This window comes from Clostridium sp. C8-1-8, assembly GCF_009928445.1.
Classification (GTDB): Bacteria; Bacillota; Clostridia; order Clostridiales; family Clostridiaceae; genus Clostridium_AR.
This window is the reverse complement of record NZ_JAABNO010000024.1, coordinates 13,225-27,446: the sequence shown is the minus strand read 5'-3', so window position 1 is coordinate 27,446 and position 14,222 is coordinate 13,225. Positions and strand designations below refer to the sequence as shown.

Annotated in this window: 13 protein-coding genes; 7 read left to right on the top strand and 6 right to left on the bottom strand. The window is 32.8% G+C overall.

Going from position 1 to position 14,222, the window contains the following annotated elements; all coding sequences use genetic code 11:
- Positions 1–4 precede the first annotated feature (4 nt).
- Positions 5–1,402: an aspartate ammonia-lyase gene (locus tag GXK57_RS19675; RefSeq protein ID WP_160679612.1), complete on the bottom strand. Its 1,398-nt coding sequence runs from the start codon at positions 1,400–1,402 to the stop codon at positions 5–7.
- Positions 1,403–1,416: 14 nt separating this feature from the next.
- Positions 1,417–1,755 carry a helix-turn-helix domain-containing protein gene (locus GXK57_RS19670; protein WP_160679610.1) on the bottom strand — a complete coding sequence of 113 codons (339 nt, stop codon included), beginning with the start codon at positions 1,753–1,755 and terminating at the stop codon, positions 1,417–1,419.
- Between the two features lie 251 nt (positions 1,756–2,006).
- Between GXK57_RS19670 and GXK57_RS19665 the strand changes: the two genes are divergently transcribed.
- The 7 genes from GXK57_RS19665 (at position 2,007) to GXK57_RS19635 (ending at position 9,305) form a co-directional block, all read left to right on the top strand.
- Entirely contained in the window at positions 2,007–2,657 is a 651-nt protein-coding gene (locus GXK57_RS19665) for a flavodoxin family protein (protein WP_160679608.1), read from the top strand.
- A 596-nt stretch (positions 2,658–3,253) separates the two neighbouring features.
- On the top strand, positions 3,254–4,660 hold the full coding sequence (locus GXK57_RS19660; RefSeq protein WP_160679606.1) for an aldehyde dehydrogenase family protein: 1,407 nt from the start codon (positions 3,254–3,256) through the stop codon (positions 4,658–4,660).
- 66 nt (positions 4,661–4,726) lie between these two features.
- Positions 4,727–5,380, top strand: a complete 654-nt coding sequence (locus GXK57_RS19655) for a 3-oxoacid CoA-transferase subunit A (protein WP_160679604.1) — start codon at positions 4,727–4,729, stop codon at positions 5,378–5,380.
- Positions 5,381–6,046, top strand: coding sequence for a 3-oxoacid CoA-transferase subunit B (locus tag GXK57_RS19650; RefSeq protein ID WP_160679602.1), 666 nt, complete (start codon positions 5,381–5,383; stop codon positions 6,044–6,046). It abuts the gene before it with no gap.
- A gap of 98 nt (positions 6,047–6,144) precedes the next feature.
- Positions 6,145–6,885, top strand: a complete 741-nt coding sequence (locus GXK57_RS19645; RefSeq protein WP_160679600.1) for an acetoacetate decarboxylase — start codon at positions 6,145–6,147, stop codon at positions 6,883–6,885.
- 46 nt (positions 6,886–6,931) lie between these two features.
- Positions 6,932–8,092, top strand: coding sequence for a lactaldehyde reductase (fucO, locus tag GXK57_RS19640; RefSeq protein WP_160679598.1), 1,161 nt, complete (start codon positions 6,932–6,934; stop codon positions 8,090–8,092).
- Between the two features lie 262 nt (positions 8,093–8,354).
- Positions 8,355–9,305, top strand: a complete 951-nt coding sequence (locus tag GXK57_RS19635) for a DUF3644 domain-containing protein (protein WP_160679596.1) — start codon at positions 8,355–8,357, stop codon at positions 9,303–9,305.
- A gap of 160 nt (positions 9,306–9,465) precedes the next feature.
- On the opposite strand, the gene nudC is transcribed toward GXK57_RS19635, so the two are convergent.
- The 4 genes from nudC to rhaA all read right to left on the bottom strand — a co-directional run bounded on the left by nudC (position 9,466) and on the right by rhaA (position 14,101).
- Entirely contained in the window at positions 9,466–10,281 is an 816-nt protein-coding gene (nudC, locus tag GXK57_RS19630; RefSeq protein ID WP_160679594.1) for an NAD(+) diphosphatase, read from the bottom strand.
- A 365-nt stretch (positions 10,282–10,646) separates the two neighbouring features.
- The gene (gene fucO / locus GXK57_RS19625) at positions 10,647–11,807 is read right to left on the bottom strand and encodes a lactaldehyde reductase (RefSeq protein WP_160679592.1); all 1,161 of its coding nucleotides are present in this window, start codon (positions 11,805–11,807) and stop codon (positions 10,647–10,649) included.
- Positions 11,808–12,019: 212 nt separating this feature from the next.
- Entirely contained in the window at positions 12,020–12,835 is an 816-nt protein-coding gene (rhaD, locus tag GXK57_RS19620; RefSeq protein ID WP_160679590.1) for a rhamnulose-1-phosphate aldolase, read from the bottom strand.
- 9 nt (positions 12,836–12,844) lie between these two features.
- Complete coding sequence (rhaA, locus tag GXK57_RS19615; protein WP_160679588.1) at positions 12,845–14,101, bottom strand: L-rhamnose isomerase; 1,257 nt, start codon at positions 14,099–14,101, stop codon at positions 12,845–12,847.
- Positions 14,102–14,222: the final 121 nt, after the last annotated feature.

Here is a 14,222-nt window from a genome sequence, read left to right as displayed (position 1 = left end):
CTCCTTACTTACCAGGTATACCTGGTTTTGTTAGTTCTAGAGGATTAAGTATTTTATCTACTTCTTCCTTAGTTAGTATATTTTCAAGATATATGGCTTCTCTTAGAGTTATTCCAAGTGATAATGCTTTCTTTGCAATGTCGCTAGCCTTATCATAGCCAATATGATGTATCAATGCCGCTGTCATTGCTGTAGATTTCTCTAGATTTTCTTTGCAAACTTCCTTGTTTACTTCAATTCCTTCAATGCATTTCTCTCTAAATATTATAACAGCTTTCTCAAGTAACTCTAAGGATTCTAATAGATTTTCTGTTATTAGTGGAATAAATGCATTAAGTTCAAGCTGACCACTAGCAGCAGCAAAGGTTATTCCTGCATCATTTGAAACCACTCTCATCGCTACCTGTGCAACCATTTCTGGAATTACAGGATTTACTTTTCCTGGCATTATTGATGAACCTGGCTGTCTCATAGGAAGAACTAACTCTCCCAAACCTCCCTTAGGCCCAGAGCCTAAAAGTCTTAAGTCATTGGATATCTTCATCATATTAACTGCACAAGCTTTTAAAAGCCCAGAAACTTCTACGAAAACATCTGCATTTTGAGTAACATCCATAGGAAAATCAGAACGAGCAAGCCCAAGTCCTGTGAGCTGCTGGAGCATATCTGTCATCATGTATATATACTTATTAGTAGCATTTAAACCAGTCCCTATGGCTGTTCCACCTATGTTTACAACTCTAAGTCTTTCTTCTACCTTGTATATCCTCCATCTATCTCTCTCAATGGCTTTTGCGTAAGCTCCAAAACCTTGTCCCATCATCATAGGAAGAGCATCCATAAGTTCTGTTCTTCCTAACTTTAATATGTTTGCAAATTCATTTTCCTTAACTTGAAAAGCTTCCTGCAGCTCTGCTAAAGCGTCTGCGAGCTTTCTAATCTTTCTTATAGCTGATATCCTTAAAGCTGTAGGACATACGTCATTGGTGGATTGAGACATATTTACATGATTCAATGGGTGAATTAAATCATAACTCCCCTTTTCTGCTCCTAAAAGCTCCAAAGCACGGTTTGCAATTACTTCATTAACATTCATATTAGTAGAAGTTCCCGCCCCACCTTGAAAAGCATTTATCTTAAAATTATCGTCAAAAACACCCTCTATAACCTCTTCAGCTGCTCTAATTATTGCCCTTCCTTTTTCTTCTTCCAAACCCTTTAATCTTACATTGACCATTGCTGCAGCTTTCTTTATCAAAGCTATTTCCTTTACGAAATCAAGGTTTACATGCCTATCACCAAGGTCAAAGTTTTCCATCGCTCTTAGCGTATTTATACCATAATACTTGGAAGTGTCTATATTTCTATCCCCAAGCATATCCTTTTCTTTTCTAAAATCCATAATGCTACTCCTTTCTATTCATTCACTTCCTTCAACATGTTGTCTTGTCCCCACTTCGACATCATTTCAAGAATTGGAATAAGACTCTTGCCTCTCTCAGTGAGAGAATATTCAACTTTAGGTGGCACTTCATTATATTGCTTTCTATTTATTATTTTATCAGCTTCAAGCTCTTTAAGCTGTTGACTCAAGGTCTTATGAGCAATATTATGTAGCCCTTCCTTTAATCTGCTATACCTTACTATTCCATGATTATATATCTGCCATAGTATTATCCACTTCCATTTCCCCTCTAAAATAGAAATTGTGTAATACATAGGACATTCTCCATATCTATCATTAAAGTTGTCCATAGTTTCCCCCTTATATATGTGTTTCACTTTAATAAAACACATATGTTTTCAAATTAATTATATCTCCTTACTTACCTTTTGTTAAGTATATAACAAATAAGTGCATACTTAATATTTCTACTACAAGAATTTATAATCTTTATTAAGAAGCACTGCTACATATATTTATAACAACTACAAACTTATTTTCTTATATGAAGCTGTACTCTAAAATACAGACTTAAATTTTATTATTTTAGGGGGAGTTTAAGATGAAAGTTATTGCCCTAAACGGAAGTCCAAGACGTAATAGAAACACTGCAAAAGTATTAAATGAAGCTCTAGAAGGAGCTAAGTCAAAAGGTGCTGAAGTTGAATTAATCAATCTTTATGATTTAAACTACAAAGGATGCATTAGTTGTTTTGCTTGTAAAAGAATCGGTGGACAAAGCTACGGAAAATGTGCTGTTAAGGATGATTTACAATCTGTTCTTAGAAAAATTGAACAGTGTGATGCTTTACTTATAGGCTCTCCAATATACTTTGGTGAAGTAACTGGTGAAGTTAGATCCTTCTTAGAACGTTTCTTATTTCAATATTTAGTATATGATAAAGATCACACTAACCTATTTAATAAAAAATTACCTATAGGCTTGATTTATACTATGAATGTTGGAAAGGAACATATGAGCTTAGCAGGCTATGATAAAAAGTTTTTAAGTACTGAAGAAATGATGAAAAGATTCTTTGGAGAAGCTAAGTCACTAATTGTAAATGATACCTATCAATTCGATGACTACACCAAATATGTTTCCACAATGTTTGATGAAACCCACAAGGCAAAAGTAAGAGATGACGATTTCCCTAAGGACTTAAAAAACGCCTTTAATTTAGGTATCAGTTTAATAGAAAAAAGCCTTTAAATCCCCATTTTCACTATAAATTCTTAAGAAGTTATATTTTTAACTTCTTATATTTTTATATTTTTAAATTGTTATAATCTTATATTTTCAAATTCGCCCTGCAGAAACTAGTAGAAATTTAAAGATAACTTTTAGCTCTAAGTGTCACCTCTCTAATAAATGTTGATAAGCTCATAACTCATCTACTTGCTCTATTAATGTTAATAAAGGTTTAAGAAATATATAGAAGTTGGAGCTTAGGTTAAGCTTCCTTTTTTATATATTTTTAAGCTATTCTAATCCTCACAAATACTGAGTCTTCAATATTTATATCCGTCTTTACATTTAACATAATCAACTCTTATGTTATTCTCTATTGCTTAAATAACACAATCCTCTGTCTTTACAAATTATAACATAAAAATACATCTATATCTTATAGATTGTTAACGTTTTATTTCATCTTTACTAACTTTATCGTTTCTACAGATTGTTTTTGTAACACATAGTGCTATCATACTTATTATCAAGGCGGTAATTATTAACTTATTAACAATAATGCGGTTTACGTCCAAACCTTTACTACACTATTTTTTAAATTATATGGAGGAATTATTATGAATAAAGAAACAGTAATATCTTCAATCAAAAATTTAAAATTAAACCAAACCCTTGAAAGCATTAATTATAAAAATTGCCTAGATGACATTTCATATTTAGGAGTTTTCCAAGATGTTGAAGTCGCTATTAATGAAGCTATAAATGCTCAAGAAAAATTATCTCTTTATTACACAAAAGAGCAAAGAGAAGAAATCATAACTGAAATAAGAAAAGCCGCTTTAGAAAATAAAGAGCTTTTAGCTAAAATGATTTTAGAAGAGACTAATATGGGTAGATATGAGGATAAGGTATTAAAACATGAACTTGCTGCTAGATATACTCCTGGCACAGAAGATTTAACCACAACCGCTTGGACCGGTGATCATGGAATTACCGTAGTTGAAATGTCTCCTTATGGAGTTATAGGAGCAATAACACCATCAACAAATCCCACTGAAACTGTAATATGTAATAGCATCGGTATGATTGCCGCAGGAAATGCTGTAGTCTTCAACGGACATCCAGGTGCTAAAAAATGTGTAGCCTTCGCTGTAGATATGATAAATAAAGCTATTATTTCCTGTGGAGGCCCTAAAAATCTAGTAACTGCTGTAAAGAATCCAACTATGGAATCTTTAGATACAATTATAAAACATCCTTCAATAAAACTTTTGTGCGGAACTGGAGGCCCAGGAATGGTAAAGACTCTTTTACATTCTGGCAAAAAGGCCATAGTTGCTGGTGCAGGCAATCCTCCTGTTATTGTAGATGATACTGCTGATATAAAAAAAGCTAGCAAAAATATAATCGAAGGTTGCTCTTTTGATAATAATCTCCCTTGCATTGCTGAAAAGGAGGTATTTGTCTTTAACGATGTGGCAGACAGTTTAATAACTAATATGTTGAAAAATAATGCTGTTCTCATAAATGAAGACCAAATCCAAAGGCTAGTGGATTTAGTACTATTAAAAAACAATCAAACTCATGAATATACAATCAATAAAAATTGGGTAGGCAAAGATGCAAAATTATTCTTAGACGAAATAGATGTAGAAGCTTCTCCTAGTGTTAAATGTATAATTTGTGAAGTTGCTGCAAACCACCCATTTGTAATGACAGAGCTAATGATGCCAATTCTTCCAATTGTACGAGTTAAAAACATTGACCAAGCCATTAAATATGCAAAGTTAGCAGAACAAAATAGGAAACACAGTGCGTATATTCATTCAAAAAATATAGACAACTTAAATAGGTTTGAAAAAGAAATAGACACTACCATATTCGTAAAAAATGGTAGCTCATTTTCAGGAATTGGTTATAATGCTGAGGGATTCACAACCTTCACAATTGCAGGCTCTAGTGGCGAAGGTATAACTTCTGCAAAAAACTTTACACGACAGAGACGATGTGTACTGACTTGCTAAATTATTATTTTCATCTATATATTTTACTAAAAGTATTAAACAAATACTCAGAAAGGAGCTTCTAATATGTCAAAAGTAACTGATTTAGAATCATTAAAAAATATATTTAAAGATAATATGACAATCATGATAGGTGGATTTTTAGGCTGTGGCACACCAGATAAACTCATCGACTTTTTAGTTGATTTAGATATAAAAAATATGACTGTCATATGTAATGATACTGCTTTCCCAGATAAAGGCATAGGAAAACTCATTGTAAATGGCCAAGTTTCAAAAGTAATAGCCTCACACATCGGAACAAACCCTGAGACCGGAAAAAAGATGAATTCTGGTGAGCTTGAAGTTGAACTTTATCCACAAGGGACATTGATTGAGCGAATTCGTGCAGCTGGTTCTGGTTTAGGAGGAGTATTAACACCAACTGGAATAGGAACTGATGTAGAAAATGGTAAGCATAAGCTTACCATAGATGGCAAGGAATATTTATTAGAGCTACCTTTATACGCAGATATATCACTTATAAAAGGTAGCATAGTAGATGAATTTGGAAATACCTTTTATAAGGCAACTACTAAGAACTTTAATCCATACATGGCAATGGCAGCTAAAATAGTTATAGTAGAAGCTGAAAATTTAGTAAAAGCTGATGAATTAAATAAAGAAAATATAATGACTCCAGGAGTACTAGTAGATTATATAGTAAAGGAGGCAGTTTAAGTGTTTTCGGACAAATTCCTAATTAAAGAAATAATAGCTAAGAGAGTTGCACAAGAATTAAAACCAGGACAACTTGTAAATCTAGGTATAGGGCTTCCAACCTTAGTTGCAAATTATATACCACAGAATATGAACATTAGCTTTCAATCTGAAAATGGTATGGTTGGTATGGGTAAGCTAGCAGCCTCTGGTGAAAATGATCCAGATATAATAAATGCTGGAGGTCAGTGCGTAAATCTTCTACCACAAGGTGCATTTTTCGATAGTTCAATGTCCTTTGCAATGATCAGAGGTGGTCATGTAGATGTAGCTGTTTTAGGTGCATTAGAAGTAGATGAAAAAGGAAATTTAGCTAACTGGATTATTCCAAATAAATTAGTTCCAGGCATGGGTGGCGCCATGGATTTAGCTGTTGGCGCAAAAAAAGTAATAGTAGCAATGCAGCATACCGGAAAAGGAAAACCAAAAATATTAAAAAGATGCACCTTACCACTCACTGCCAAAGCTCAAGTTAACCTAATAATAACCGAGCTCTGCGTAATTGAGGTAACAAGCGACGGACTAGTCTTAAGAGAAATTCATAAATATACTAACGTTAACGAAATAAAAGCTTTGACAGATGCAAATTTAATTATTCCAGACAATATAAAAATTATGAATGTATAAATCCTGCATTCATAATCTATTACTTTAAAATTAGCATGTTGAAATTGTAATGCTAAAGAACTATAAATATTTTAATAAGAAAAGAGTGTGATGATTTAATGTTAAAAAGTGAAATATTAAAACAAATTACAACTCCTATATCTGCTCCAGCATTTCCTAGAGGACCGTATAAATTTCACAATAGAGAGTACCTAAACATCATATACCGAACAGATTTGGAAGCTCTTCGAAAGATAGTTCCAGAACCTCTTGAACTTGACGTTCCATATGTTAGATTTGAGATGATGGCTATGCCTGATACAACTGGATTAGGTTCATATACCGAGTGCAGTCAAGCTATTCCTGTAAAGTTTAATGGAGTTGAAGGTGATTACTTGCATATGATGTACCTAGATAATGAACCTGCTATAGCTGTTGGACGAGAAAGCAGCGCCTACCCTAAGAAACTTGGAAGTCCAAAACTATTTGTAGATTCAGATACTTTAGTGGGAACACTTAAATACGGCACATTGCCTGTAGCAACTGCTACTATGGGATATAAGCATGCTCCTTTAGATCTTAAGGAAGCTTACAAACAAATTGCTAGACCTAATTTCATGTTAAAAATCATACAAGGTTATGATGGCAAGCCAAGAATTTGTGAACTTATATGTGCAGAAAATACCAATATAACAATTCATGAGGCTTGGACCAGCAGTGCTCGTTTACAACTCTTTAGCCACGCACTAGCTCCTCTTGCTGATTTACCTGTTTTAGAAATTGTGTCAGCATCTCATATTCTTACAGATTTAACACTAGGAACACCTAATATTGTTTATGATTATCTTTCAGATAATTAAAATGTAGGTTTATTTTTGTAAAGAATATCTAAGGAGGCAAAACTTTATGGTAAATCGTATAATTCTTAATGAAACATCTTATTTCGGACAAGGCTCTATTAATGTAATTGGAGAAGAAGCAAAAAACAGACAATTCAATAAGGCTTTTGTTGTAACTGATAAAGATTTATTAAAATTCAATGTTGTTCAAAAAGTTACCAAAGTTCTTGAAGCTTCCAAAATCTCATATGTTATATACGACAACGTAAATCCTAACCCAACAATAGAGAATGTACTAACTGGGGTTAAAAAGTATAAAGATTCTGAAGCAGATTTTATATTAGCCATAGGTGGAGGTTCTTCAATTGATACCGCAAAAGGAATTGGAATTATAGCTAATAATCCAGATTTTTCAGATGTTAAGTTACTGGAAGGCTCGGCAGTAACTAAGAACAATTCAGTTCCAATAATTGCTGTTCCTACTACTGCTGGTACTGCTTCAGAAGTAACAATAGATTATGTTATAACAGACGAGACTGCAGTAAAGAAGATGGTTTGTGTTGATTCTAAAGTAATACCTATTTTAGCTGTAATAGATCCAGATATGATGTCTTCCATGCCTAAAGGACTAACAGCTGCTACAGGCATGGATGCTTTAACTCATGCAATAGAAGGCTATATAACAAAAGAGGCTTGGTGTATGAGTGATATGTTTGCATTAAAAGCAATAGAATTAATCGCTAAGAACCTGCCTAAGGCAGTAGCCAATGGCAATGATGCAGAAGCTAGAGACGGCATGGCTACCGCTCAATATATAGCTGGCATGTGTTTCTCAAATGTTGGTCTAGGAATAGTCCACTCAATGGCTCACCAATTAGGAGCTGTATATAATACTCCACATGGAGTTGCCAATGCATTATTACTGCCATATGTTATGGAATACAATGCTCCTTCTACTGGAGAAAAATATAGAGAAATAGCTCGTCAAATGGGTGTAGTTAGTGTAGACTCGATGACTAAAGAAGAATACAGAAAAGCTGCTGTAAATGCTGTAGTTAATCTTTCAAGGAGCATAGGTATACCTCAAAAATTAGTTAAAATCGGAGCTAAGGAAGAAGATTTACAAAAGCTAGCTAAGATGGCTTTTACCGATGTATGCACTTCTGGCAATCCAAGAAACACAAGTGTAGAAGATATATTAGAAATATATAAAAAGGCTTTCGAATAAAATTTATTACGGGGCAATAGGATCATTTAGTCTTATTGTTCCTTTTTCTGTACAGAAACTTCTAATAAAATACTCCAAAAACCTCTTTACAGCTAATAATATATTCTATATCTGCTTAGAAAAAATGAGCTTAGTTCTTAAAAATGTATTATATTACTTGATTAACATATATCCGAAGCAATTCTATAAAAATAAGTAAGTTACATTGTCATTGTTAATATCCTATGTATATTAAAACAAAAATGAGAAGAGGTGGAATTCCATGAACAGAATGATAGATAAACTATTATATAAATCAAAAGAAGCCTTTATGACAGCTATTGAAATATATAATAGGCCTACACTTCATTACAGAGCTGAAGGATTTAGCTTTTTTATTTGTAATTCTTGGGAACTTATGCTTAAGGCTTATATTATTCATAAACTTGGTGAAGATAGTATCTATTATGAAAATAACCCCAATAGAACTATCACATTAAAAAGATGCATTAGTATTGTTTTTACTAATGAAACCTCACCACTTAGACTTAATCTTGAAAAAATAATTGAGTTGAGAAATATGAGTACAGTTTTTGTTACTGAGGAGTATGAGTTTATTTATTTACCATTGTTTCAATCCTGTATTTTTAATTTCATAGAAAAAATGCAAGACTTTCATAATATTGATATGACAAAAATTATACCACCAAACCTTTTCACATGGAATTTAAGCATAAATGCTATAAACGCTAATGAAATAAAGGCGAAATATCCACAAGAAATAGCTAATAAAATAATTAACGCTAATAATCACATCTCAAGCTTAATCTCTCAAAACAACCATACTTTTGCTAGAAAAATAGAGAATTATAACTACGTTGCTAATACTAAAAATAAAAGTATACTTTCCGTCAATAATGAAGATGGAGTCAAGATAATAAAGGAACTGAAGGATCCTAATAACACTCATAATTATAATATGAGATCCTGTAATAACGAAATAAACAAAAGACTTAAGAGTTTAGGTATAAATTTAAAATTCAATAGGTATCATTTTGAACTTTTTTGTGAGTATTATAGTATAAAGGAAAACCCTAAATTATGTTTTATATACAAAATAAATTCTCGTCCTAATTATAGTTATTCTATTAAAACCATAGATTTTATTGTAGATGAAATAAAAAAAGACCCGAAGACCATAATTCAAAGTTTAAGAGAGAGATTAAAAAAATAATTAGAAACGAATCTTTGATTCGTTTCTAATTATTTTCACTTAAGCCTTAAAGCTATTTTCAAAATGCTTCTAGGTTGTGAGAAGAGATTTTGAAAATATAGCTTTTAATATTAATATTTAAATCTATATAACTATATTAAGACAATATATCTAATAGTTCTTAAAGTTTCATAACTGCGTCAATAAGTTTTCTAGCAAGGGTAAACTTCTCAGGTATATTAGGGAAATTCTCTATATCAAACCAATCTGCATGAAGTATTTCCTTACCATCAACCTTTATGTCCCCAGATTCATAATCAGCTACAAAACCTAACATTAATGAATTAGGGAAAGACCAAGGAGAGCTATGATGATATCTTATATTTTTAACATTTATACCTACTTCCTCAAATACTTCTCTCTTTACTGTACTCTCTAAATCTTCACCAGCTTCAACAAATCCAGCAATTAAACTATACATATTGTTTTTAAAATTAGAATTGTGAGCAAGAAGTATCTTATCTTCTTTCTTAACAGCAACTATTATTGCAGGACAGATAACAGGATACATCACATTACTACAGCTAGGACAAACCTTTGCTAGTTCATCAACTTTGTTTTCTGTTTTAGTACCACATGTACCACAGAACCTATGAGTATTATTCCAATGTAATATCTGATTTGCTCTTCCTGCAGCTAAGAATAAGTACTCTTCTGAATTTATAGCGAAATCCCTTAGAGAAACAAGTTCAAATTTTTCTGCTATCCTAGGCTCAGAGTCACAGTCTATAGCAAAGCAAGCCCTATCTCCAATCTTTCCTACAAAGAATTTATCATTTTCACCTAAGTTCAATTCAATTATTTCTCTCATAGTTGGAATGCTACAAGTGTTATCTGTGTTTTTTACTAATATATTTCCCTTAAAGATTACAAAACCTAAGTCATCTCCATCATACTCTCTTGTTACATCTGATAATATTTCAAATATGTTGTTCATTTTCTACTATCCTTTCGGTTTCTATCTATTTATTATTCAATTATATACTAATACTCTTTAAAAACTCAAACAAAGCTTCTTCTCTTTCTTTATCCTCTTGTTGCTTCCTTTTCCCAAACCCAAACATAATTATTTTCCTTTCATATGTATATTCAGATTTATATTTATACCTTTTTATTCTTCTATTATACTATATAATTTGGGTATTTATATAATACCTTCAATATACTTACTTTCCACTACATCCCAAAAAACTACTCTAAGTTCCTTACATCACTGGCTCTGTATACAAGGTTTTATTACATAGGTCTTTACAGCAAAAAAGAACAATAAGACCAGCTAGTCCTATTGTTCTATAATTACTTCTATTTAAAGGCTTTCTTATATATTTCTAATATCTCTTCTACATTTGTATCTCTTGGATTTCCAGGAGTACAAACATCAGCATAAGCCATCTTAGCTAGCTTTTCTAAATCCTCTTCCTTAGCTCCAATTTCAACTAATTTTTGAGGTATACCTATGCTTTTTGAAAGGTTAACTACAGCATCTACAGCTGCTTTTCTATATTCTTCTTGAGACATTGTGTCTACATTAGCTACACCCATTTGACGAGCTATTTCTCTAAATCTATCGCCTGTAGCTGGAGCATTATATTCCATAACATATGGAAGCAATAAAGCATTTGCAACACCATGTGGAGTATCATATACAGCACCTAATTGATGAGCCATTGAGTGAACTATGCCAAGTCCAACATTTGAGAAGCCCATACCTGCTATATACTGAGCTGTTGCCATTCCGTCTCTAGCTTCAACATCGCTGCCGTTAGCAACTGCTTTTGGAAGGTGCTTTGCTATTAATTCTATAGCCTTTAACTCGAACATATCACTCATAGTCCAAGCTCCTTTAGTAGTATATCCTTCTATTGCATGAGTTAATGCATCCATTCCTGTTGCAGCTGTTAATCCTTTAGGCATTGAAGTCATCATTTCTGGATCTATTACAGCTAAAACTGGTATGTCTTTAGGATCAACACAAACCATCTTCTTTACTGCAGTTTCATCAGTTATAACGTAGTTTATAGTAACTTCAGCAGCAGTACCTGCTGTAGTTGGAACAGCTATTATAGGAACTGATTTATTCTTAGTTGGCGCAACACCTTCAAGTGACTTAACATCTGAAAAGTCCGGGTTATTAGTTACAATGCCAATTCCCTTAGCTGTATCTATTGAAGATCCTCCACCTATAGCTAGTATAAAATCTGCCCCTGACTCTGCATAAGCTTTAACCCCTGTTAGAACATTTTCTATTGTTGGATTTGGTTTTACATTATCGTATATAACATAAGGAAGCTTTGCTTCTTCAAGTACATTTGTAACCTTTTGAGCCACATTAAACTTTAATAAATCCTTGTCAGTTACTACAAAAGCCTTTTTAAACTGTCTATTTATAGCCTCTTCTCCAATTACACTTATAGCTCCTGGTCCAAAATATGAGGTCTCATTTAATACTATTCTGTTTACCATAATAAATTCCCTCCCAAAATATTTGATGTAGACATATAATATATATTTAATTTTTTAATAATAATTAATTTGAAGGTTTGTCCACTTTTATATGTGTTGTTCTAGGTTAGTACACAATTTGCTATATCAAAAACACGTCTGAAATATAACCCCAAAAGTGTATCAACCTACTTTATGATATATACTTACGCGATATTATTTAATTGGTAGTTTTATAGATACTTCTCGTCAATCTCTATGTTAAAGCCCTTAGCTAAGTCTCTGAAGTTATCTGAAGTTATGGTTTGTTTCTTTCCACCCATTGATAATACCTTAACTAATATCTCAGCAGACTTTTCAACAGTATCCATAAGTCCGAAAGTTAGATCTAAATCTTCTCCTGAGCAGAAGGTTCCATGATGAGCCCATATAACTACGTCATGATGGTTCATAAGCTCACCAGTAGCTCTTGCTATTTCAGCTCCACCTGGTACCATCCAAGGAACTACGCCAATACCACTTGGGAAAACAACAGGACATTCTGTAGCCATTTCCCATAACTCTCTTGTAAATACCTTTCCATCTAGAGGAAGAACGAAAGTTAATGCTATTAGGTTAGTAGTATGTGAATGCATTATAACTCTATGCTTTCCATTAGTTGCAGTTTTCTTTATTGAGTGGCTGTTAAGGTGCGAAGGAAGCTCACTTGTTGGCTTGGCATCGTTTTCAAGCCCCCAAACTATTTTGTAGTTTTCTCCCTTTTCATCTATCTTTATAAGCCCAACATTTTCTTCTAAGCAAACAGAAATATTTCTTATGAACTTTCCGCTTCCAGTAACTAAGAAGTACTCATTTGCTAAGTTCTCAACCTTTATCCCTATTGGAGTATATTCAGCTGACTCATCTATATATTCCTTAATTGTATTAGTTTCTTCTTGTGTCAATCTATAGGTTATGTTTCCGCCGTTTCTTTCATGCCATCCCTTAAGCCACGCATCCTGAGTTATTTTAACAAAAGTTTTTATAAAGTTCATATCTTGTAAAGCCATATTTTCTCCCTACTTTCTATTCTCTAATATTGTTTTCTCATATTCTTTAACTTCTTTTATCCAATCTTCTTTTACTGGGACATTATTTATTTCACAATAGTAATTCCATACATCTCCTAATGGATACGTTTTTAATTCTTCCATTAAAGCTAGTCTTTCAGTAAAGTTACCTTCTTCTTGAAGTTTTATTAACTGATCATGAGGTATTAACATTGCAGATAGTAATGCCTTAAGCATGTTACGAGTTCCTATAACCCATGCAGCTATACGGTTAATACTTGCGTCAAAGAAGTCTAATCCTATTATTACTTTATCTAATGCGTCATTTCTTACTATTTCCTTTGCTATTTCTTTAAGTTCATCATCAAATATAACAACGTGATCACTATCCCAACGTACTGGACGACTTACATGAAGAGCTACCTTTTCTGAGAACAATAGCATAGAAGATATTTTATCTGAAACCACTTCTGTTGGATGATAATGTCCTGTATCCAATAATGATAATATTCCATTTTTAGCAGCATAGTTTATATAGAATTCGCTAGAACCTACTGTATAAGATTCAGCCCCTATTCCAAATACCTTTGATTCAACTGCATCTAAGTTGTATTTTGTATCTATCTTTTCAGCAAATATTTTATCTAAAGAGTCCTTAAGTCTCTTTCTTGGCCCTAAACGATCACTTGGTATATCCTTGTATCCATCTGGTATCCAAAGATTTGTTAAACAAGTTTGTCCAAGTTCTTTACCAAAGTATTCTCCTATCTTTCTCGAAGCTACTGCATGTCTTATCCAAAAATCTCTTATTTCTTTGTTTGGATGAGACAAAGTTAATCCATCACTAGCCTTTGGATGTGAGAATATAGTTGGATTAAAATCTAACCCTAGTCCTCTTTCCTTAGCCCAGTTCACCCAATTTTCAAAGTGTTCTGGTTTAATCTCATCTCTTTCAACAGCTTTACCATTAGTTTCTGCATATATAGCATGTAAGTTAATCTTATGCTTTCCTGGTATTAAGCTTAAAGCCTTATCCAAGTCATCTCTTAGTTCTTCAGGATTTGTTGCTCTCCCTGGGTAGTTACCTGTAGCTTGTATTCCTCCAGATAATTGATTCTGACTTACCTCAAAACCAGTTACGTCATCCCCTTGCCAGCAGTGAACTGAAACCTTAACCTTTTGAAGTTCTTCTAATACCTTATCTACATCAATACCAAACTTTCCATACTCTTGTTTTGCTTCCTCATATTTTTCTTTTATATTCATCATAGTTCTCCTTTATATAATTAATTAACTTTTATTTCCATGGTCTTAACTTATCCCTAATACTTTAAGTGAATTTCTACAAATAATTTATATATGGACTGTAGCTTAACGTTCAACTCAT